This is a genomic window from Streptomyces sp. NPDC021562 (genome assembly GCF_040640875.1).
In the GTDB taxonomy this organism is placed as follows: Bacteria; Actinomycetota; Actinomycetes; order Streptomycetales; family Streptomycetaceae; genus Streptomyces.
This window is the reverse complement of sequence record NZ_JBFACN010000005.1, coordinates 334610-355682: the sequence shown is the minus strand read 5'-3', so window position 1 is coordinate 355682 and position 21073 is coordinate 334610. Positions and strand designations below refer to the sequence as shown.

Genomic DNA, 21073 nt, shown 5'->3' with positions numbered 1-21073 from the left:
CGGTCAAGACCCCGCACAATGGGACCATGGATCCGGTAAGCCCCCTGGAACAGACGTTGCACGCCGCCCGCGCCCTGGTGCTCGCCGATCTCGTCGCGGGCGACGTGGCCCAGGCGGACGTGGTCTCGCTGGTCGAGGACTCGGTCGTACAGCGGCGCTGGTGGGTCGAGCAGTGGCCCGAGGGCGCGGGGTACGTGGCGGGGCTGGTCGCCCAGGACGTGCAGGACGCGCTGCTGGAGCGGTACGGCCGCTGGCCGCTGTGCCCGGTGTGCGGCTCGGGCGACCCGCACGCGCTGGACGTCGAACCCGAACTCGGCCCCGACCCGCACTGGGTGTGCCACAAGGCGGGCGTCAAGGTCGCCTCCATCGGCTCCCTGGGGCACGCCATGGGCGGGGCGACGTCCTCGTGACGGTGTACATCGACCCGCCGAACTGGCCGGGCCACGGCCGGATGTGGTCCCACCTGGTCAGCGACGTCTCCTACGCCGAGCTGCACGTCTTCGCCGAGCACCTGTCCGTCCCGCGCCGCGCCTTCGAACGCGACCACTACGACATCCCCGCGCACCGCTACGCCGACGCGGTGCGCGCCGGTGCCGTGGAGGTCAGCAGCCGCGAGGTGGTGCGGCTGCTGCACGGGGCGGGGCTGCGCAGGCGCAAGAGCGACGCACGCCGGTGACGGTCACCGGCCGGCGCGCAGCTCGAAGGCCGGTCCCTCGCCGTCCTCGCTCACCCGGGTGAATCCGGCGCGGACGAGCACCGCCTGGGAGGCGGTGTTGGCGGGGTCGGTGGTCGCGAACAGCGAGTTCACGTCGGAGCGGGCCAGCGCCCAGTCGGCCAGGGCGCGCAGTGCCTCGGTCGCGTAGCCGTTGCCGCGGGCGGCCTCGACCAGGTCGTAGCCGATCTCGACGCGGCCCTCCTCGTCGGGCGCGGAGTGGAAGCCGAGGCCGCCGATCGCGCGGCCGTCCTCGCGGCGGACCAGGGCGAAGACCCCGAACTCGGGCCGGTGCACGCCTGTTTCGTACGCCTTCAGCAGGAGGCCCGCCGCGTCCCTGGTGCCCTCGTAGGGGCCGCCCTCGATCCACTCGAAGCCGCCGTCGCCGCCCAGGCGCAGGTCGCGGGCCTCGGCGGGGCGGATGCCGACGAGGTCGAGCCGGTCGGCGGGCAGGACGAGGTTGTTGCGCCAGCGCCACTCGGTCACGGGGGCGCGGCCGGGGAGTTCGCCGCGGCCGGTGGCCCACAGCAGGGTCTCCCAGGGCGTCGGGCCGGGCTGGACGTGCGGGAAGAGGAAGGTGAGGACGAACTCGGCGAGTTCCTCGGCGGGGCGGTAGGGGATCTCCAGGCCCTGCGCGATGTCGTGCGTGTGCAGCAGCACCTCGGCGACCCCCATCGCGGCGAACCCCACGCGGTCGGCGCTGCGGAACGGGTACGGGTGGAAGGCGCGGGCCCCGCGCGGCGCGGTGCGCACGGCGGCGGCGAGCAGGGCGCCGGTGGCCCGGACGACGTGCAGGACACCGGAGTTGTCGGTGCCCTCGTCGAGGCTGACCTCGAAGGGCACGTAGTCGTCCTGGGCGTCCCCCGCCAGGTTGGCGGCGTAGCCGATGAGGTCGTCGGCGACATGGACGGCCGTCTCGTGGCAGCTCCACTCCAGGCGCCCCGCCTTCACTCCCTCCCAGTCCCGGTCGACCACCGTCCCCAGGGTCGCCACACAGTCCGCGACGGCCTCCGTCACCTGATCCCCGCCCATTGCACGCATGGGCGGCACCTTAGGACGGCGGATCCCCGGCGGTCGACAGCATTTCCAGCTCGGCGGCGAGGTTGTAGCGGGCGGTCGCCTCCCAGTTGGCGCGTCCGTACGGGGTTCGGAACAGCCGGGGCAGGTCCAGGAGTTGGCGCAGGACGGCGGAACGGCCCGCCCGGAAGGCGTCGTTGGGCACGAAGTGGTATTCCTCGCGCACCTCGGCGGTGTAGGCCGCGTACGCGGCGGGCGGGGCGGCGAGGATCGCCAGGTCGGCGTCGCACAGCACCTCACCGTTGCGGTCGCCGGGGGCGGGGTCGTGGGTGACGGTCAGCCGGACCAGACGCGCCACCTCGGCGGTCGCGGACGCGGACACCCCGGCCTCGGGGAGGGCGCGCTCGGCGAGGCGGGCCGAGCGCTCCTCGTTCTCCGAGCGGTCCGGGGCGTACACCGCGTCGTGGAACCAGGCGGCGAGCCGGACCAGGTCCGGGTCGTCCGCGTACTCCTCCAGCGTGTCGACGTGGTCGAGGACCGCGGTGAGGTGGGTCAACGTGTGGTACCGGCGCTGCGGCTCCTGCCAGCGGTCCAGCAGGGCGTCGGCGTAACGGGAGGGGTCGGGGCGGCGGGCGTCCTCCTCCCCTGTCGTGCGCAGCGCGCGCAGCCAGCGGGAACGCAGGTCGTCGAGATCGGCCATGCGTGCATTCTCCCGCGCGCCGCTGACATCCCCCTAGCGTGGGAGGCATGACTGTTGCCGACGTACGTGATCCCCAGCTGCCCGGACGTCTCCTCACCGTCGAGCGCGACACCCTGATCCCGCTCCTGCGCGCCCGCCCCGACGCGGACTTCGCGCTGCCGACCGCCGCGTGTCCGGGGTGGACGGTGCGGGATGTGCTCGCGCACTGCTCGTCCGCCCTGATGCGGGTGGTGGACGGCCGTTTCGAGGAGGGGGTGTTCTCGCCCGCGTCGAACGACCGGGACATCGCGGAGCGCGCCGACTGGTCCCACGCGCGGGTGCTGGACGAACTGGAGCGTGGCATGACCGAGGCCGGGGAGGTGATCGCGGGGCGGGCGGACGGCGTGCTGGACCGGGTCGCCCTCGGGGAGTGGGTGCACGCCGGTGATGTCCGCGACACCCTCGGGGAGCCGGGGGCGTACGCGGGCGCGGGCCTGCCGGACGCCCTCGCGCTGCTGGCCCAGGTGACCCGGCAGCGGGGACACCTGCGGTTGCAGGCCGACCTGGACGACGTGGACGAGCCCCTGCAACTGGGCGAGCCGAGCGGGACCCGGACCCCGGCCCGTTTCATCGGGGACGCGGCGACGCTCGTACGGCTGTACACCGGACGGTCCGCGGACGGGGCGTCGTACGAGCTGACGGGGGCGGAAGCGAAGGAGCTGAACCTGTACGGGTGAACCTCTCCGGCGCCGGCCCTCTTCGGTCGGGCCGGGCCCGGGAGGCGGTCTCGCGGCCGTCGGTGTTCCCCGCGTACCCTGGATTGGACTAGACCTCCTGTGGTCGGTCGCATGGGTACACGGGGAACACCACGGAAGGGGCCCTATGAGCACGCGTGCAGTCCTGGAGGTGATCGCCCTCGACGTCGAGGACGCGGTCGCCGCCCAGGCCGGAGGCGCGGACCGCCTCGAACTGGTCACCGACATGGCGGCCGACGGGCTGACGCCCCCGCCCGGGACCTTCGCCGCGATCAGGGCCGCCGTCCACCTCGACCTGCGCGTGATGCTGCGGCTGGCGGACGGGTTCGCCGCCGGGGACGTCGGCCGTCTGCTGGACGTGGCCGGGGAACTGCGCACGGCGGGCGCCGACCAGTTCGTGCTCGGGTTCCTCGACGCGGCCGGCGGGGTGGACCTGCGCGCGGTGGAGCGGGTGGCGGAGGCGCTGGCGGGCTGCCGCTGGACCTTCCACCGCGCGATCGACCGGGCCGCCGACCGCGACGCCCTGCGCAAGGAGCTCGCCGACCTGCCCGGCCTGGACACCTACCTCACGGCGGGCGCCGCGCAGGGCGTGGACGAGGGCCTGCCCACGCTGCTGGCGGAGGCCCGCCGGCGCGGCGAACCGGGCTACGAGCAGACCCTCCTGGTGGGCGGCGGGCTACGGCTCGACCACGTCCCCGACCTGCTGGTGGCAGGGATCGACGCCTTCCACATCGGGGGAGCGGCCCGCCCCGGCGGCTGGACCGGCCCGGTGTCGGAGGCGGCGGTGCGGGAGTGGCGCCACGCACTGGACCGCCCGCGAGCGACCCCACCCAGGGTTGCGGCCCCACACTGATCCGCCACTCCGTCACTCAGCCGCGACGTCCCCCGACCCGGCCGTTCACAGACGGCACCCAAGGAGCCCGGCCCCCTCGGCGGGGGTGGGCATCTCTCGGCCAGTCGGGTGGGCCCGGTGCCCGGCAGGCCAGGAGCCGGTGGGGCCTCCCCGTCCTGGTGGGTCGGCGACCCCACGGGCACCCGCAGTCGGCCGCGATCAGCAGACGGCGGCCCGCCGGTCCTGGCTCCCGGCCGGGGTGGGCGTCCCTCGGCCCGGCGGGTCGGCAGCCGGGTGGGGCCCCGGCCCGGCGGGTCGCCAGCCGAACGGGTCGTCGGTTCGGCGGGCCGCCAGTCCGGTCGGCCCCTAGCCGGGCGGGACCCCTGGCCCGGTGGCCCTCTCCAGCCCCGTGGGCGTTCGTGCCGGTCAGGTCAGTTGCGGTGGGAGTGGGGCCGTGTGGGTCACGATCAGTCCGGACACCGCTCGGGTCAGCGCCACGTACAGCCGCCGCAGGCCCGTCCGCTCGTCCGGCTCGCCGTCCACCACCGCCTGCGGCTCGTCGAGGACCACGTAGTCGTACTCCAGACCCTTGGCGAGCGAGGCGGGGACCAGGGTGAGGCGGGTCTCGGCCGTGGTCTCCTCACCGGGGGACAGGTGGCCGACACCGGCCGCCGTCAGCGCCTCGGCGAGCGCGGGCACGCGCGCGTCCGCCGCGATCAGCCCCGTCGAACCCTCGTTGCGCAGCAGCTCCGCGCACGCCGCGACCACGTCGGCGGCCTCGGTGACGGCACGGACGGCGAAGAAACCCGGGTTCTCACGGACCGAGGCGACCGGGGTGAGGCCGGGCGCGATGTGCGGGAGGAGCCGGGAGGCGTAGGTGATCACGTCGGTCGGTACGCGGAAACCCGCCGTCAACTCCTCGATCACGCCGTCCGCCTTGCCGAGGTGGGCCAGCGCCTCGTCCCAGCTCCGGGTGGCCCAGGGCGTGGTGCCCTGCGCCAGGTCGCCGAGGACGGTCGCCGAGCCGGTGGTGCAACGGCGGCCCACCGCGCGGTACTGCATGGGAGAGAGGTCCTGCGCCTCGTCCAGGACGACGTGGCCGAGGGAGTGCGTGCGCTCCACCAGATCCGTCGCCTCGTCGATCAGCACGGCGTCCGCGGGCGACCACCTGGCCGACTTCACCGACCGTACCGGCTTGGCCCACAGGATCGTCTTCTGCTCGTCCTCGGTGAGGATCCCGTCGGCGTGCTCGGCCAGGAAGTCCGCGTCGGTGAGCAGGCGCAGGACCAGTTTCGCGGGGTCGACCGGCGGCCACACCTGCTTCACGGCCGCCTTCACCGCCGCGTTGCGCGCCACCGAGTCCTGCACGCGGTCGTCGGGCGCCTCCCCCGACCGCTCCATCTGCACCAGCACGGCGTGCGCGATGCGCTGCGGCAGGGCCTCGCGCGCGGCGCCGTACCGGATGCCCCGGTCCAGCAACTCACGCACGATGTCCTCCAGTTCGTACGCGGGAACGCGCCAGCGCCGGGAGCCGCGGACCACCACGACCGGCTCGGTGGGCATCGTGACGTGCGCGTAGACGGCCCGGCGCAGGACCTCCGCCATCCGGGCGTCGCCCTTGACGACCGCGGCGGCCGCGTCGTCGCTGCCCCGGAGCTCGACGTGCCGGCCCACCAGGTCGTCCACCGTCGCCTGCTGGACCGTCAGCTCGCCCAGCGCGGGCAGCACCTGCTCGATGTAGTGCAGGAAGGACCGGTTCGGGCCGATGACGAGGGTGCCGGTGCGGGCCAGCCGCTCCCGGTGCGCGTACAGGAGGTAGGCCACCCGGTGCAGGCCGACGGCCGTCTTCCCGGTGCCGGGGCCGCCCTGCACGCACACCGTGCCGCCGAGCCCGCTGCGCACGATCTCGTCCTGCTCCGGCTGGATGGTCGCGACGATGTCGCGCATCGGGCCGACGCGCGGCCGCTCGATCTCCTGCTGGAGCAGCTTGCTGGTACGGGCCGCCTCGCCGGGGTCGGAGAGGTGCTCGTCCTCGTACGCGGTGATCTCGCCGCGGGTGTACCCGAACCGGCGGCGCAGCCCGATGTCCAACGGGTCCTTCTTGGACGCCCGGTAGAACGGCTGCGAGACCGGCGCCCGCCAGTCGATGACCATCGGGTCGCCGTCGTGGTCGTGCACGTGCCGGCGCCCGATGTAGAAGCGCTCCCCGTCCGCGCCCTCGGCCTGGTCGGCGCCGGGGGCGTGCAGGTAGTCGAGGCGGCCGAAGAAGAGCGGGGTGTCGCTGAGGTCGGCCAGCGCCTTGATGCGCTCGTCGATCTGGCGGGCCAGTACCTCGGCGTTGACCCAGTTCGCGGTCACGTCGCGGATGTCCAGTGACTCGACGTCCTCGCGCATGGCGCGCAGGGCCGACCGGGACGCGGCGAGGTGCGCACGCTCACGGGAGAGGGGGTCGGTCGCGGGTGCGGTGGCGGGTGTGGGTGTGGTGGCCGTCGCGGTGGGGCGGTCCGTGAGCGGGTCGTGGGCGGGCGTGGACAAGGGGGTGCCTCCGAGGGCCTGCGGTGGACGGCGCGTGCGGTTGTCGCGCGGGTGGCGATCAGCCGACCGGTTTCCGTCCGGCCGGCGGCACTCCGGGGAGGGAGGCGGGCAAGAGCGGAGATTGTAGTGAGGTGGGGGCGGGGGAGGCCAACGGATTTCCCTCGGCGCTCCTCCCCCTAGGGGAGGCAGCACCCTGAAGGCCGGTCGGAGGTAGGGGTCGGGGTCCATCCCGGGGTGGACGGGAGGAAGCCGGAAATTGGACCCGTGGACCGATGCCGCGCTTATGCCCGAAGTACGACCATTGAGACATGAGCGCAGCAGCCATCACACCAGCCCCCAGCCGTCCGCCGGGCGCCACAGCCGTGGACGGCGCACCCCACCACCGCCTGGGCGACGCCCTGCGAGCCGTCAAGGTCTTCGTCACCGCGGCGTTCAGCGTCGCCATACTCGGCGAGTACGGCGAGGAAGCGGGCATACACCGCAAGTGACGGCATAGGGTCTCCACCGTGCCGAACCGCACGGTGCCGTCACCCTGCCCTCCCCCGCCCCGGTCCCTCTCGTCCCGCCTCCTCCCGTCGCGTCTCCCCCTGTCCGTCTCTCTCCTGTCAGCCTCCCTCACCTCCCTCGCCGCCCTCTGTCTTCTCCTCCACGCTCCGATGGCCGATCTGCTGGTCTACCGGGCGGAGGGCGAGGCGGTGGCGCACGGCGGTGATCTGTACGGCTTCACGGTCACGGAGTGGCGGCTGCCGGCGACGTACCCGCCGTTCGCGGCGGTCCTCTTCGTCCCGACGACCTGGATCCCCGTCCCGGCCCTGAAGGTGGCGTTCCTCGCGGGCAACGCGCTCCTGCTCGCCTGCCTCGTCACCCTCTCCGCCCGGCTGGCCGGCCGCACCGCGCCCCTGCCCGTGCTCTGCGCGGCGACCGCGGGCGCCCTCTGGCTGGAGCCGGTCTTCCAGACCCTCCTCTTCGGCCAGATCAACCTGGCGATCACCTGCCTGGTCCTGTGGGACCTCACCCGCCCGTCCGGCGCCCGCGCCAAGGGCCTGGCCCTGGGCATCGCGACCGGCATCAAACTCACCCCGGCGGTCTTCATCGCCTACCTGTTCCTGACCGCACGCAGAAAGGAGGCGGGCGTTGCGACGGCGTCCTTCACGGGCACGGCACTGCTCAGTGCCCTGCTCCTCCCCTCGGCCACCGCGGACTTCTGGACGCGGCGCCTGTTCGAGACCGGCCGGGTCGGCAGGGCCTGGATCGTCGACAACCAGTCGCTCCAGGGCCTGATCGCCAGGTCGCTGCACACCGAGACACCGGGCCTGACCTGGGCGATCCCGACGGCCGCGGTGGCGGCGGCGGGCCTGTGGCTGGCGTCCCGCGTCCACCGCGGAGGCCGTGAGGCGGGGGACTGCGAGGCGGGGGACCGCTGGGGCATCCTCCTCACCGCGTTCACGGCCCTGCTGATCAGCCCGATCAGCTGGTCCCACCACTGGGTGTGGTGCGTCCCGCTCCTGGCCGTGCTGCTCGCCGCGGGCCGCCCGCGCCTGGCCCTGGCCGCCGGAGCCGTCTTCACCGCCCGCACGATGTGGCTGCTGCCCCACGAGGGCGACCTCGACCTGCGTCTCCCGTGGTGGCAACAGCCTCTCGCGGCGCCGTACCCGCTCGTGGGGCTGGCGCTGCTGGCGGGCGCGGCCCACACCCTGCGCCACGCTCCCCGGCGGCCGGGCCGTGCTCAGCTCTCCGTCAGCAGCTCGTCCGCGTCCACGATCCGGTAGGCGTAGCCCTGCTCCGCCAGGAACCGCTGGCGGTGGGCGGCGAAGTCCTGGTCGATCGTGTCCCGGGCGACGACGGAGTAGAAGTGCGCCTGGTGGCCGTCGGCCTTGGGGCGCAGCACCCGGCCGAGCCGCTGGGCCTCCTCCTGCCTCGACCCGAAGGTGCCCGAGACCTGGATGGCGACCGTCGCCTCCGGCAGGTCGATGGAGAAGTTGGCGACCTTGGAGACCACCAGCACGCTGATCTCGCCCTCGCGGAAGGCGTCGAAGAGCTTCTCGCGCTGGGCGTTGGAGGTCTCGCCCTTGATGACGGGGGCGTTCAGATGCTCGCCGAGTTCGTCGAGCTGGTCGATGTACTGGCCGATGACGAGGATCTGCTGGCCCGCGAAACGCTTCACGATCGCCTCCGTGACCTTCCGCTTGGTCGCGGTGGTCGCACAGAAGCGGTACTTCTCCTCGGTCTCGGCGGTGGCGTAGGCGAGCCGCTCCGAGTCGGTGAGGTTGACCCGCACCTCGACACAGTCGGCCGGTGCGATGTAGCCCTGCGCCTCGATCTCCTTCCAGGGGGCGTCGAAGCGCTTGGGCCCGATCAGGGAGAACACGTCCGATTCCCGGCCGTCCTCGCGCACGAGGGTGGCCGTGAGACCCAGCCGCCGGCGCGCCTGAAGGTCGGCGGTGAACTTGAAGACAGGAGCCGGCAGCAGATGGACCTCGTCGTAGACGATCAGGCCCCAGTCGCGGGAGTCGAAGAGTTCGAGGTGCGGGTAGACACCCTTCCGCTTCGTCGTGAGCACCTGGTACGTGGCGATGGTGACGGGCCGGATCTCCTTGCGCGTCCCGCTGTACTCGCCGATCTCGTCCTCGGTGAGGCTCGTGCGCTTCACCAGCTCGTGCTTCCACTGGCGCGCGGAGACGGTGTTGGTGACGAGGATCAGGGTCGTCGACTTGGCCTGTGCCATGGACCCGGCGCCGACCAGGGTCTTCCCCGCGCCACACGGCAGGACGACGACACCGGACCCGCCGTGCCAGAAGTTCTCCACGGCCTGCTTCTGGTACGGCCGCAGCGCCCAGCCGTCCTCGGCGAGCTCGATCGGGTGCGCCTCGCCGTCCACGTACCCGGCGAGGTCCTCGGCGGGCCAGCCCAGCTTGAGCAGGGTCTGCTTGATCTGCCCGCGCTCGGAGGGGTGCACGGCGACGGTGTCGGGGTCGATGCGGGCCCCGACCAGCGGGGTGATCCGCTTGGAGCGCAGGATCTCCTCCAGCACCGGGCGGTCGGTGGTGGTCAGCACCAGCCCGTGCGCCGGGTGCTTGCTGAGCGTCAGCCGGCCGTAGCGGTCCATGGTCTCGGCGATGTCGACCAGCAGCGCGTGCGGTACCGGGTAGCGGCTGAACTCCACCAGCGCGTCCACGACCTGCTCGGCGTCGTGACCGGCCGCCCGCGCGTTCCACAGGCCCAGCGGGGTCACCCGGTAGGTGTGGATGTGCTCGGGTGCCCGCTCCAGCTCGGCGAAGGGCGCGATGGCCCGACGGCAGTCGTCCGCCCGCTCGTGGTCCACTTCGAGGAGCAGGGTCTTGTCGGACTGGACGATCAACGGACCATTCACGCGCGGCACCCTTTCCCTTCGGTCCATGCGGCCATCGCCATGGCGGCCATCGTCACGGACCAAAGTTCCAGTGTGCCTGAAGCGCGAGCGATCATCTTCGCCGTCGTACGCACTGTGCTCCGCCTGCGCCCGGTGTCCGCGGCTGTCCGATCGTCCTGCGCAACCTTGAGCCGGGCCGGCGGCCGCGGCCCGGACCCACGTCGGCCTGCCGGCGAACGCCCCGGTGCGGGATGGCTGACCGCCCGGCCGGCGCGACAGGCGCGACCGGCCACGACGGTGGCGCGGGCGGTCGACGTCCTGGTGGGGTCCGTCAGAAGGGCCCTAGTCCTCCGCCAGTTCCGCCACGCCGGTCACCCGGTGCAGGGGGTAGGTGCGGACCTCGTCGGCCGTGTGGTCGTACGCCGTGACGAAGCCGCCCTCCACGCGGATCGGGGCGATGACCCGCTGGCTGGCGGTGCCCTCGGCGTTGACGTAGCCGATCCAGAGGGTGCCGCCGGTGAGGACGGCGGCCTGCATGGTGGCGAGGGTCTCGGCCGCCGTGGTGCGCGGGAGCTCCCCGCCCGACACCGTCGTGCCGGTGGGCTTGCGCGGGGTGGTGGCGGCGAGGTCGCCGGCGCGGATCGCGCGGATCGCGGCGGCGAGGAGGGTGGGGTCCGGGGCCGGCGGGCCGTCCGGAACCGGCTCGGGGGCGGTGCGCGGCGGGGTGCGGTGGGCGTGGGCGCGGGTGATCAGGACGTCGCCCTCGGCGGACTCGGCGGCGGGCGCGTAGCCCATCGCGCGCAGGCCCTCCAGGAGGGTCGCGGGGTCCGCCTGGGTGGCGAGGACGGTCGGGGCGAGGCGGCGCAGGCGCAGGGCGGCGGCCCGCTTGTCGGCCATGATCTCGCCCAGCACCGTGTCGTCGTCGCAGCGGACGTACGCCGAGGCCGCCCCGACCCGCAGATGGCCGTGTCTGCGGGCCACGTCGTCGATCAGGTAGGCGAGCGGCTGCGGGACCGGGGTGCGGGAGTGGGTGGTGAGGAAGTCGTGCAGGTCGGCGGCGGTGCGGCCGGCGTCGAGGGCGCGGCGGACGGAGGCGGGCGTGAAGCGGTAGACCGTGGCGCCGCCCTTCGACTCGACGTCGGCGAGGACGCCCAGCGCCTCGGCGAGCGGGCGTCGCAGCGGGCCGGGGGCGACCGCTGTCAGGTCGGCCTGGAGCAGTACGTGGTCGAGGGGCTCGGGAAGCAGCGGGGCGAGGAGCCGGCCGGCGGTCGCGGTGGCGACCGCCTGCTCGGGCGGGGAGAGGGGTTCCCGGGCGGGGACGGGACGGTGATGGTGCACGGGGAGCTTGTCGCCGGGTCCGGAGCCGGGGCCGGCGGGCGGCGGTTCGGCGGCCTTCGCGGGTGCGGGGGCGCCGAGCAGCGCGCGGCCGTGCGCCGACAGCGCCCCGCGTCCGGTCACGCCGAGCAGCTCGGCCTCGGACAGGGTCCAGCGCGCCAGCCGGGTGCGCAGGTCGTCGCCCTGCTGCTGCGGGCCGCGCAGCGGGCGTTCCCAGCGGAGCCTGGCCAGCACCGACTCGGCGCCGGGAGCGGTGCCTTCCGGGAGCCCGGCCAGCAGGGTCAGCACCCGGTGCCGTACCTCCGGTGCGGCGGACCGGTCCAGGCCCGGACCGAGGGCCGACAGGGCGCGGTCCTTGGCGTCCCGGCCGCCGATCAGGCCGGGGGTGCGGGTCGCGGTCAGCCAGGCCTCGGCCAGCTGGGCCCAGCGTTCGGCGGGCGGGCGGTCCAGCCACTCGTCGTAGGCGGGGGTCGCCGCGTAGCGTTCGTCGGCCTCGCCGTCGGAGGCGAGCAGCCCGGCGCCGTACGCCAGCTCGACCCAGAAGGCGGCGACCGGTTCGGGCACGTCCAGGGCCACCGCCGTGCGCTTCAGGTCCCGGACGCTGAGCCCGCCGGCCCGCAGCACGGAAGGGCCGCCCTCGTCCCAGTCCTTCAGCAGCTCCTCGACGGTCGCGAGCGCGGTGTACGCCTGTCCGGCCGCGGTGGCGTCCACCACCTGCGGACGGTGCGTGGCGGCCGGCTCCACGGCGGGCGGCACCGGCTCCGGCGCACGGTGCGCGCGGCCCTCGCGCAGGTGCAGGGCGACCTCGCGGGGCAGGACCACCGTGCCCGGGGAGGTCGGCAGCAGCAGACCGCGGTCGAGGAGCCAGCGCAGATGGGCCGCCGGTTCGGGGGTGACCTGGCCGTACGGCGGCCCCCAGACCAGCCGGCCCAGCACCTCACGCGACTCCGCGGGCGCGGCGGCGAGCAGCCTGGCCATCTTCCTGCGGTGGCCGAACAGCTTGGTGAGCGCGTCCACCGCGGACACCGGGTCATGGGTGGAGGGCAGCCCGGCGGTGGTCAGGATCTCCTGGATCCGGCCCGGGGACATCCCCGAGGTGGCCTCCCGCACGGTCGGGCCGAGACCGGTCGGGGACGGGTGCTGCGGGGACGGCGCGAGCACCTCCCGCGCGGTCCGCACCAGCCGCAGCCGCTCGTCGTCGCCCCACACGAGGGCCTGGTCCCGGAGCGCACCGAGAGCGGCCGGCAGGGCGGCGGTCACGGCCGGGTCGCCGTCGTCGCCGGCCATCAGCCGCAGCAGCTCCGGGTACGGCGCCGGATCACCGGCAACCGCCAGCGCCTCCGCGGTCTGCAGGGCGAAGCGGTCCAGCCGCTCCAGGGCGCGCAGCACCGAGGCGCGGGTGCCCGCCCGGGTGGCCAGCTGGGTGAGGTCGGTGGGGACGGGGGTGATGAGGTCGGGGCGGGCGCGCAGCAGTACGGCCAGGGAGGCGTCGTCCCTGGCGCGGAGCGCCTCCGCGAGGGAGCGCGGCGGTGTGGCCGGGTTGCTCATCGGACCCACGGTAGCGGGTACGACGTCGGGACCGGCATCAGCTGTCCGGGCCACGCCACCTCCGGCGACACCCGCACGCACCGCCCGCCGACGGCCGGTGCCGTACCGACATCGGCCGTGGCCTGCGCTACCGTCGTTGCGGGTCATTCAACGCATAGGCCCCGGAGGGGACTTCGTGGGTATCGAGAGCGATCAGGTCGTCTACGAGTATCTGAGCCGGGTCGGGGACATCGCGCACCAGCGCCAGTTGTCGTCGGCGGAACGCATGCGGCTGGTGTCCGGGCTGCGCAACGAGATCGACCGGCACCGGTCGAAGGCGACCGTCGACAGCCCCGCCGCCGTACGCCGCATCCTGGACCGGCTGGGCACGCCCGACGAGGTCGTCGAGGCGGCGGGCGGTACGACGGACGGTGCGCCGCAGCCGGCGCCGGCCGCGGTGCCGGTCCAACCGGACGGGGGCCCGCCGACGGGCGCGTCCGGGCCGTCGGGCGCGTCGGGTGCGGCGGGCGCGTCCAAGGCGTCGGGCTCGTCCGGTGAGTCACGGCGGGTCGTACCGCGGCCCCGGCCCGCCGAGCCGGGCGGGCCCGGGCAGGGGGGCGCTCCCACCGACTGGTGGCGGGTGGACAGCAGTCCGTTCGGGGACGTCGACAGTGTGCCCGGGTTCGTCGGCGGTGTGGAGATCCCGGAGATGCTCCGCAGGCCGGGCTTCCAGAAGGAGGAGCCGGGGGACGGCTCCGGTGGGGCCGCCGAGCCCGCGGAGGCGGCCCCCGTGGTCGAGGCCGCGGCGGCGCCGCGCCGGGGGATCCGCTTCGTCCCCCGCCCGGCGGCCGGCTGGACCAACCCGCTGCTCCTGCTCGCCGCGGCGGCCCTGGTGGTGGGCGCGGTGCTCGGCAACTGGTTCGCGCTGATCCTGGGCTGGCTCATCGCCTACGGTTCCCGGCGCCTCACCCCGGCGGAGACCAAGCTGGCGGTGATGTGGGTGCCGGGGTTGTCGGTGGCGGCGGGGCTGGTGTGGCTGTGGGGGCGCAGTGCGGGGCGCTGGGGGGCGCCGATCGCCGAGGGGCACATGAGCGGGGCGGTGGCGGAGACGTGGCCGTGGGTCGTGCGGGGGGCGGCGGTGGGGTCGGCGCTGTTCCTGGTGTGGAGGTCGCAGCGGGCGCGGCCCTAGGGGAGGAGGGCGGCCGTCGTACGGCGGCTGCGGGCCGGTCGGGGCTGATCGCGCAGTTCCCCGCGCCCCTGACGGGTCACGGCACAATGGCCGGTATGACTTCTTGGCCGCTTACCGTCGGGTTCGATCTCGACATGACGCTCATCGACTCCCGGCCCGGTATCCATGCCACCTACACGGCGCTCGCCGAGCGGACGGGGACGTTCATCGACGCCGATCTGGCGGTCACCCGGCTGGGGCCGCCGCTCGCCGAGGAACTGGTCCACTGGTTCCCGGCCGAGCGGATCGCGGAGATGAGTGATCTGTACCGGGCCATGTACCCGGAGATCGCGATCACGGCGACGCCCGCCATGCCCGGCGCCCGGGAGGCGATCGCCGCCGTGCGGGACGCCGGCGGGAAGACGCTCGTGGTGACCGCCAAGTACGAGCCCAACGCGAAGCTGCACCTCGGCCACCTCGGCATCGTCCCGGACGCGGTGGTCGGCGACCTGTGGGCCGAGCAGAAGGCCGTGGCGCTGCGCGAGCACGGCGCGGGCGTGTACGTGGGCGACCACGTCGGGGACGTGCGGGGAGCCCGTACGGCGGGTGCGCTGTCGGTGGCCGTGGCCACCGGACCGTGCGACGCCGGGGAGCTGCGCGCCGCCGGCGCCGACGTGGTGCTCACCGACCTCACCGAACTGCCCGCCTGGCTGGCCCGCTACCGCGCGGACGGCCACCGGGAGGACGGCTACCGGGAGGACGCCGCCCGGGCCTGACGGCGGCCTGCGGCGATCGACTGGAGCACTCCGGCGCCCGCGATCAGGAAGCCGACGCCCATGAGCATGCTCAGCAGGTACATGTAGGTCGGAAAAGGCTTCGCACCGAGGAACAGCGGTATCACGGTGACGAGTGTGGCCACCGTACCGATGAAGAAGACCACGGCACCGGCGCGGATCAGTCGGTCACCGGGCCCGGCGGAATTCGCTTGGGTTTTGTCACGCACTCGACCAGGGTAGTTCCCTGCCCGAAGGAACAACCGGGCGACGTCTTGTCACGCGCCCGAAGACCATTAGCCTTGGTACCGGCGGGTCATGGTCGACCCGCCCGAGTGCTATCAAGGCCCGTTCAGAGCTGTTGCATTCAGAACTTTTCCGAGCAGTTCCCGACGAGATACGAGGACGAGGACAGACGTGCCTACCGGCAAGGTCAAGTGGTTCAACAGCGAGAAGGGCTTCGGCTTTCTCTCCCGCGACGACGGCGGTGACGTCTTCGTCCATTCCTCGGTTCTCCCCGACGGGGTCGACGCCCTCAAGCCCGGTCAGCGCGTGGAGTTCGGCGTCGTCGCCGGTCAGCGCGGTGACCAGGCGCTCTCTGTGGTCATTCTCGACCCCACCCCGTCGGTCGCCGCCGCCCAGCGCAAGAAGCCGGACGAGCTGGCCTCCATCGTGCAGGACCTGACGACACTGCTCGAAAACATCACCCCGATGCTGGAGCGCGGCCGCTACCCCGAGAAGACCGCGGGCAAGAAGATCGCCGGTCTGCTGCGCGCGGTCGCGGACCAATTGGACGTGTAGGCCGCCGGGGAAAGCCGAAGTGAGCGACATACGGACCGACGGGCCGTCCCCCGAACTGCTGGCGCGGATTCGGCGGCAGCGGCGGCACATCCTGGAACTGCTCGCCGTCTGCGCCGTCGGTCTCGTCCCGTGGACGCTCCTGCTGGCGTTCACGCTGCCCAGCGGGTACACGGTCCGCCAGTGGCGGATCACCTGGGTCGGCTTCGACGTCCTGCTCGTGCTCGCGATGGCGTCCACCGCCGTGCTGGGCTGGCGCCGGCACCGGGCCGTCGTGGTGACGGCCGTCGCCACGGGGGCGCTGCTGGTCTGCGACGCCTGGTTCGACGTGTCGCTCGCCCTCGGCACCCCGGACGTGTGGCAGTCGGCCGCGCTGGCGGTCTTCGTTGAGGTGCCGCTGGCGGTGTTCCTCGTCCGCAAGGTCCTGGGAATGCTGGCGCTGGCCGAGTGGCCACCGGCCGACCACCTCACCGACGGCGACCCGCCGGACGGCCCCTGACCTCGGTCAGGGGCCTGATCCCGGTCCGGGGCCCCCTCACGGCCGCGGGCAACCGCCGACCTACGGGAAGTCGAGTGCGTGCGGGCCGAGGGGCGGGACGAGTCCCTCGGCTGCGGCGCGGGTGAGCAGTCCGCGCACCGCGGCGTAGCCGTCCTCGCCGAGTTCCGAGGTGAACTCGTTGACGTAGAGCCCGATGTGCTGGTCGGCGACGGCCGGGTCCATCTCCTGGGCGTGGGCCATGACATAGGGCCGGGAGACCTCGGGATCGTCCCAGGCCGCGTGGACGGACGTACGGATCGAGTCGGCGAGGTGCGTCAGCCGCTCCGCGCCCAGCGAGCGCTTCGCGATGATCGCGCCGAGCGGGATCGGCAGGCCCGTCGTGTCCTCCCAGTGCTCGCCCATGTCGGCGAGCTTGTGCAGCCCGTAGTTCTGGTAGGTGAAACGCGCCTCGTGGATCACGAGGCCCGCGTCGACCTTGCCGTCCCGCACCGCGGGCATGATCTCGTGGAACGGCATCACCACGATCTCGCCGACCCCGCCGTCCGACAGGGTGTCGGCCGCCCAGAGCCGGAACAGCAGGTACGCCGTCGACTTCTCGCTCGGGACGGCGACCGTGCGGCCCGTCAGGTCCACCCCGGCCTCCCGGGTCAGCACCAGCGGGCCGCAGCCCCGCCCCAGCGCGCCCCCGCAGGGCAGCAGCGCGTACTCGTCGAGGACGTACGGCAGCACGGCGTACGACACCTTCAGCGCGTCCGACTCGCCGCGCTCGGCCATGCCGTTGGTGACGTCGATGTCCGCGAAGGTGACGTCGAGCGCGGGGGCGCCCGGGACGCGGCCGTGGGCGAGGGCGTCGAAGACGAAGGTGTCGTTCGGGCAGGGCGAGTAAGCGATCTTCAGCAGGTCACCGGTGGTCATGTGGGTTCCAACCCTCCAAGGCGGGCGCGAGCTTCCCGAAGGCCTCCGTCAGGGCGGCCAGCGCGTCGCCGATGCGCCAGGCGGCGCGGTCGCGCGGGCCGACGGGGTTGGAGACCGCGCGTATCTCCAGGACGGGCACGTCGTGCGCGGCGGCCGCGTCGGCGACGCCGAAACCCTCCATGGCCTCGGCGAGGACGCCGGGGTGCCGGGCGCGCAGTTCGGCGGCGCGGGTGGCGGTGCCGGTCACGGTGGACACGGTGAGCACCGTGCCGGGGCGTGCGCCGGTCACCCCTGCGACCCCACGTACGAGTGAATTCGGTGGACGGTGGCTTACGGTTCCGAAGCCCAGGTCGGTGACCGGCACGAATCCGTCGGCCGTCTCGGCGCCCAGGTCGGCCGCGGTGATCTCGTCGGCGACGACCAGCGAACCCACGGGGGCCTGGGGCTGGAAACCGCCCGCGATCCCGGCGGAGACGACCAGCGCGTAAGGGCGTCCTTCGAGGGCGGCGGCGGTCAGGGCGGTCGCGGTGCCCGCGGCGGCCGCGGCCGGGCCGACCCCGGCGGCGAGGAGGTCGTACCCCCCGGCGGTGCGCAGCAGGGTGCCGGCGGGCAGCCGTACCTCGGTCGTGCGGTCACCGAACGCCGTCGCCACCGCGTCCCGTTCGGCGGGGACCGCGGTGGCTACGAGGACGCGTACGGCGGACGTGGTCAGGCGTCCTTCTTGAGCTTGAAGGACCACAGGCCCTGCACCGACTTGTCGCCCTCCTTGATGGAGACCAGGGTCGAGTTGCCGGATGCGCCGTACTGGGCGTTGAAGAACACGCTGCCCGGGATGGTGCGGTAGGTCTTGGTGCTGGACTCGGTGAGCGCCTGACCGTTCATCAGGATGGTCCAGCCGTTGTCCGCGATCTTCGGGTCGACGCCGAAGCGGACGGTCTCGTCCGGGTCCACCTTGATCGACTTGATCCCGGTGTCCTTGAGGCACTTGGCGAGCGAGGCCGTGTCCAGGGCCTTGCCGTCGTTGTAGCAGGTGGCCTCGGAGTTGACCGAGGCCGTGCCGACGGTGACCGTGGCGATCGGGGTCGGCTTGTCACAGGCAGACAGGACGAGCAGTCCGGCGGAAACGGCGCCGGCGGCGGCGACGACGCGGCGGCGTCGCGAGCGGGAGTGCAGCGTGGTCATGGCCGAAGGCTATCGGGCGCTCTCGGCCCGCTCCCCACGTGGGGTACGGCGTGCCCGGTTCGTTACGCCACTCGCGGGCGCGTGCGGGTGCCGTGCCGGGCCGAGGCCAACAGACCGCGCAGCGTGGCCAGCCAGCCGGCGGCCACCATCGCGGCGGCCACCGCGAGCCCCAGGGTGCCGTTGAGCGGCATCACGATGCCCACCGCGCCGCCGAACACCCACGCCATCTGCAACAGCGTCTCCGAGCGGGCGAACGCCGAGGTCCGCACCAGCTCCGGCACGTCCCGCTGGATCAGCGCGTCCAGGCACAGCTTGGCCAGCGCCTGCGCGAACCCGGCCACCGCGGCGAGGACGGCCACCAGGAAGGCGCCGAAGAACAGGGCCGCCACGATCGCCGTGCCCAGCACCACGGCCACCACCGTCACGATGATGACCTCCGGTGCCCGGGAGCGCAGCCAGGAGCCCACCGCCGTGCCGACCGCGTTGCCCGCGCCCGCGGCGACGCCGACGATCCCCAGCGACACCGCGGCGCTCTCGCCGGTCAGCGGGTGCTCGCGGAGCAGGAACGCCAGGAAGAAGATCAGGAAGCCGGAGAGGCAGCGCAGGGCCGCGTTGGCGCCGAGCGCGTGCGTGACGGCCGGGCCGACGGTCCGCAGCCCCGGCCGCTTCGCCTCCTTGGACTCCCTGCACTCCTTGGACTCCTGGGGGTTTGTCGAGTCCTGCGGGTCCTTCGGGTCGTGCGGGTCCTTCGGGCCCTGCGGGTCCTTCGCGCTCTGCCCGCTCTGGCCGCCCCGCGTGTGCGCTTCCGCGGCGAGCAGCGCCACGTCCTCGCCCTTGGCGGAGTCGACCTTCGGGGGGAGGGTGAAGGAGAGGAACGTCCCGGCGACGAAGATCACGAAGGCGCCGTACAGCGGCCAGGGGTCGCCGACGGCGTGCAGTCCGGCCCCGACCGGCGCGGCCGCACCGGTGGCGAGCAACCCGGCCAGGGTGACCCGGGAGTTGGCCTTCACCAGGGAGAACCGGGGCGGCAGCAGCCGCGGTACGACCGCACTGCGCACGACGCCGTACGCCTTCGACGCGACCAGCACGCCGAGCGCGGCCGGATACAGCTCCAGTCCGCCGCTCGCCACGGCCCCGGCGATGATCAGCGCGAGCAGTGCCCGGGCGAGCATCGCGCCGGCCATCGCGGCCCGGCGGCCGTGCGGCAGCCGGTCCAGGAGGGGGCCGATGACGGGGGCGAGGACCGTGAAGGGGGCCATGGTGATGGCGAGGTAGAGCGCGACCCGCCCCCGGGCCTCGTCCGTCGGCACCGAGAAGAACACCGTCGAGGCGAGCGCGACGGTGATCATGACGTCGCCGGCGCCGTTCACCGCGTGCAGTTCGATCAGTTTCCCGAGGCCGGACTCGCCCGCGCCGTGCGCGTGCGTGGCCTTGCGGATACCCCGGGCGGTACCGGTCACCGGGAGGTGCAGGGCACGGCCGACCGAGCGGGCGGCACCGCGCATCCGGCCCGCACCGCTACCGACCCCGGCGGAGCGTTGGGGGGACTTCGCGGTTGCCACGTGCTTCATAGTGCCCTGAGAGTGCAGTTCCTAGTGCACTTTGTCGCCAAGCGAACCGGCGCAGGCAGTGGCGGTGGAACGCCCCGCAGGGGCGCGGGGACCAGCGCGACCGGCCCCCACCGGGCTCCCGTCGGCCCCCACCGGGCTCCCGTCGGCCCGCGGCCGGGCGACGACCGGTGCGCGCCCCCGCCGTCGTCGGCCCCGCCGGACTGTCCCCCACCACCGGCGACGGGGTAGCGTGCGTATCTCAGCCATAGCGCAGAATGGATGGCATAGGTGCGCCCGAGCGCGATCGGACGCGGACGTCGATGCGGCCCACAGGTCCGCTCCGTCCGCCCCACCGCCGGAGGCGACCGCACTCGTGAGACGGCGTAGGAGAGAAGCGATACCTGTGAGCGCAGCGACAACGCGAAGCCGCACCCCCGACCGTCTGTGCGCCGAGGCGGTCGACCTCGCCCGTGCCGCCGCCGAGGAGGCCGCGGCACCCGGGGTGGTGGGAGAGCACGCAGGCGCGGTGGCCGAGGGCGATCGCGTCGTCACGCACTTCTTCGAGTGCAAGGAACTCGGGTACCGCGGCTGGCGCTGGGCGGTGACGGTGGCCCGTGCCTCCCGGGCCAAGGTCGTCACCCTGGACGAGGTGGTGCTGCTGCCCGGCCCCGACGCCCTGCTGGCCCCTGAGTGGGTGCCGTGGAGCGAGCGGCTGCGCCCCGGTGACATGGGTCCGGGCGACCTGCTGCCCACCGAGGCGGAGGACCTGCGCCTGGAGCCCGGCTACACCGGTGAGGACGGGCCGGAGCCCAACTCCCCGGTCTCCGAGGAGATGGAGGAACTGGCGGAGGCGGAGGACGCCGACGTCACCGCGGGCACCCCCGCGCACCTCCCGACGGTGCCCTCCCGGGGCACGATCGCCTCGGTCGCCGAGGAACTCGGCATGCGCCGGGCGCGGGTGCTGTCCCGGTACGGCCTGCATGTCGCCGCCGACCGCTGGGAGGAGGCGTTCGGCGCCAAGACCCCGATGGCGCAGGCCGCCCCCGCGACCTGCGTCAGCTGCGGTTTCCTCAGCCCCATCGGCGGCTCCCTCGGGCAGGCCTTCGGTGTCTGCGCCAACGAGTTCTCCCCGGCCGACGGCCGCGTGGTCTCCCTCGCCTACGGCTGCGGCGGCCACTCGGAGGCCGCGGTCATGCCGAAGACCCCGCAGCCGGCCCCGCCGGTGATCGACGAGACGAGGGTCGACCCCTTCCCCCTCCGCCCGGCCGCCGACTCCGGCTCGGTCCCGGCGACCTCGGACGAGGAGACGGCCGAACTGGGCCACTCCTAGGCGGACGGCGCGCTTCCGACCCCAGGGCCGCGTGCCGCTCCCGCCCGTCCGGAGCGGCACGACCCCCGCCGGCACGTCCCAGCCCCCGCCGCCGCCCAGTCCGGGAACCGACGCCAC

21 protein-coding genes are annotated in these 21073 nt (G+C 73.9%); 11 read left to right on the top strand and 10 right to left on the bottom strand.

The window, feature by feature from the left end; all coding sequences use genetic code 11:
• The first annotated feature begins 26 nt into the window (after positions 1–26).
• A complete protein-coding gene (locus tag AB0G52_RS10580) occupies positions 27–410 on the top strand; it encodes a hypothetical protein (RefSeq protein WP_132891993.1) in 384 nt (127 codons plus the stop codon).
• A complete protein-coding gene (locus tag AB0G52_RS10575) occupies positions 407–676 on the top strand; it encodes a DUF4031 domain-containing protein (protein ID WP_361335674.1) in 270 nt (89 codons plus the stop codon). The genes AB0G52_RS10580 and AB0G52_RS10575 overlap by 4 nt, the downstream gene beginning before the upstream one ends.
• Before the next feature lie 3 nt (positions 677–679).
• Here AB0G52_RS10575 and AB0G52_RS10570 read toward each other — a convergent pair whose 3' ends face one another.
• Both AB0G52_RS10570 and AB0G52_RS10565 read right to left on the bottom strand, forming a co-directional pair.
• A complete protein-coding gene (locus AB0G52_RS10570; protein WP_361335813.1) occupies positions 680–1744 on the bottom strand; it encodes a GNAT family N-acetyltransferase in 1065 nt (354 codons plus the stop codon).
• Positions 1745–1763: 19 nt separating this feature from the next.
• On the bottom strand, positions 1764–2429 hold the full coding sequence (locus AB0G52_RS10565; RefSeq protein WP_361335671.1) for a hypothetical protein: 666 nt from the start codon (positions 2427–2429) through the stop codon (positions 1764–1766).
• Positions 2430–2476: 47 nt separating this feature from the next.
• Here AB0G52_RS10565 and AB0G52_RS10560 point away from each other — a divergent pair, with 47 nt between their 5' ends.
• Positions 2477–3145, top strand: coding sequence for a maleylpyruvate isomerase family mycothiol-dependent enzyme (locus AB0G52_RS10560; protein WP_132891989.1), 669 nt, complete (start codon positions 2477–2479; stop codon positions 3143–3145).
• Between the two features lie 145 nt (positions 3146–3290).
• Complete coding sequence (locus AB0G52_RS10555; RefSeq protein WP_361335668.1) at positions 3291–4016, top strand: copper homeostasis protein CutC; 726 nt, start codon at positions 3291–3293, stop codon at positions 4014–4016.
• Positions 4017–4421: 405 nt separating this feature from the next.
• Here the strand turns inward: AB0G52_RS10555 and AB0G52_RS10550 are convergent, their stop codons facing one another.
• Entirely contained in the window at positions 4422–6389 is a 1968-nt protein-coding gene (locus tag AB0G52_RS10550) for a UvrD-helicase domain-containing protein (RefSeq protein WP_361335810.1), read from the bottom strand.
• Positions 6390–6838: 449 nt separating this feature from the next.
• Between AB0G52_RS10550 and AB0G52_RS10545 the strand changes: the two genes are divergently transcribed.
• Entirely contained in the window at positions 6839–7018 is a 180-nt protein-coding gene (locus AB0G52_RS10545) for a hypothetical protein (protein ID WP_132891986.1), read from the top strand.
• A gap of 168 nt (positions 7019–7186) precedes the next feature.
• Positions 7187–8299, top strand: a complete 1113-nt coding sequence (locus tag AB0G52_RS10540) for a glycosyltransferase 87 family protein (RefSeq protein ID WP_361335665.1) — start codon at positions 7187–7189, stop codon at positions 8297–8299.
• Here the strand turns inward: AB0G52_RS10540 and AB0G52_RS10535 are convergent.
• Together AB0G52_RS10535 and AB0G52_RS10530 are read right to left on the bottom strand one after the other, a co-directional pair.
• Entirely contained in the window at positions 8257–9900 is a 1644-nt protein-coding gene (locus tag AB0G52_RS10535; RefSeq protein ID WP_132891984.1) for a DNA repair helicase XPB, read from the bottom strand. The two genes, AB0G52_RS10540 and AB0G52_RS10535, sit on opposite strands and share 43 nt — an antisense overlap.
• A gap of 321 nt (positions 9901–10221) precedes the next feature.
• Positions 10222–12762, bottom strand: a complete 2541-nt coding sequence (locus AB0G52_RS10530; RefSeq protein ID WP_361335661.1) for a helicase-associated domain-containing protein — start codon at positions 12760–12762, stop codon at positions 10222–10224.
• Positions 12763–12937: 175 nt separating this feature from the next.
• Between AB0G52_RS10530 and AB0G52_RS10525 the strand changes: the two genes are divergently transcribed.
• Together AB0G52_RS10525 and AB0G52_RS10520 are read left to right on the top strand one after the other, a co-directional pair.
• On the top strand, positions 12938–13930 hold the full coding sequence (locus AB0G52_RS10525; RefSeq protein WP_361335658.1) for a hypothetical protein: 993 nt from the start codon (positions 12938–12940) through the stop codon (positions 13928–13930).
• 86 nt (positions 13931–14016) lie between these two features.
• Entirely contained in the window at positions 14017–14685 is a 669-nt protein-coding gene (locus AB0G52_RS10520; protein WP_361335808.1) for an HAD family hydrolase, read from the top strand.
• Here the strand turns inward: AB0G52_RS10520 and AB0G52_RS10515 are convergent.
• Positions 14658–14912, bottom strand: a complete 255-nt coding sequence (locus AB0G52_RS10515; RefSeq protein ID WP_132891679.1) for a hypothetical protein — start codon at positions 14910–14912, stop codon at positions 14658–14660. The genes AB0G52_RS10520 and AB0G52_RS10515 overlap by 28 nt on opposite strands.
• Before the next feature lie 187 nt (positions 14913–15099).
• Here AB0G52_RS10515 and AB0G52_RS10510 point away from each other — a divergent pair, with 187 nt between their 5' ends.
• Positions 15100–15483, top strand: coding sequence for a cold-shock protein (locus tag AB0G52_RS10510; protein ID WP_132891678.1), 384 nt, complete (start codon positions 15100–15102; stop codon positions 15481–15483).
• A 19-nt stretch (positions 15484–15502) separates the two neighbouring features.
• Complete coding sequence (locus AB0G52_RS10505; protein ID WP_132891677.1) at positions 15503–15979, top strand: hypothetical protein; 477 nt, start codon at positions 15503–15505, stop codon at positions 15977–15979.
• Between the two features lie 60 nt (positions 15980–16039).
• Here AB0G52_RS10505 and AB0G52_RS10500 read toward each other — a convergent pair whose 3' ends face one another.
• From AB0G52_RS10500 to AB0G52_RS10485, 4 genes are all read right to left on the bottom strand, one after another.
• A complete protein-coding gene (locus tag AB0G52_RS10500; protein WP_132891676.1) occupies positions 16040–16894 on the bottom strand; it encodes a 1,4-dihydroxy-6-naphthoate synthase in 855 nt (284 codons plus the stop codon).
• Entirely contained in the window at positions 16881–17633 is a 753-nt protein-coding gene (locus AB0G52_RS10495) for a futalosine hydrolase (RefSeq protein WP_361335653.1), read from the bottom strand. Before AB0G52_RS10495 ends, AB0G52_RS10500 begins: the two co-directional genes overlap by 14 nt.
• On the bottom strand, positions 17603–18076 hold the full coding sequence (locus AB0G52_RS10490) for a DUF2771 domain-containing protein (RefSeq protein ID WP_132891674.1): 474 nt from the start codon (positions 18074–18076) through the stop codon (positions 17603–17605). Before AB0G52_RS10490 ends, AB0G52_RS10495 begins: the two co-directional genes overlap by 31 nt.
• Before the next feature lie 62 nt (positions 18077–18138).
• The gene (locus AB0G52_RS10485; protein WP_361335650.1) at positions 18139–19647 is read right to left on the bottom strand and encodes an MFS transporter; all 1509 of its coding nucleotides are present in this window, start codon (positions 19645–19647) and stop codon (positions 18139–18141) included.
• Between the two features lie 382 nt (positions 19648–20029).
• On the opposite strand from AB0G52_RS10485, the gene AB0G52_RS10480 reads away from it, so the two are divergent.
• Positions 20030–20956, top strand: a complete 927-nt coding sequence (locus AB0G52_RS10480; protein ID WP_361335647.1) for a DUF3027 domain-containing protein — start codon at positions 20030–20032, stop codon at positions 20954–20956.
• Positions 20957–21073 lie beyond the last annotated feature (117 nt).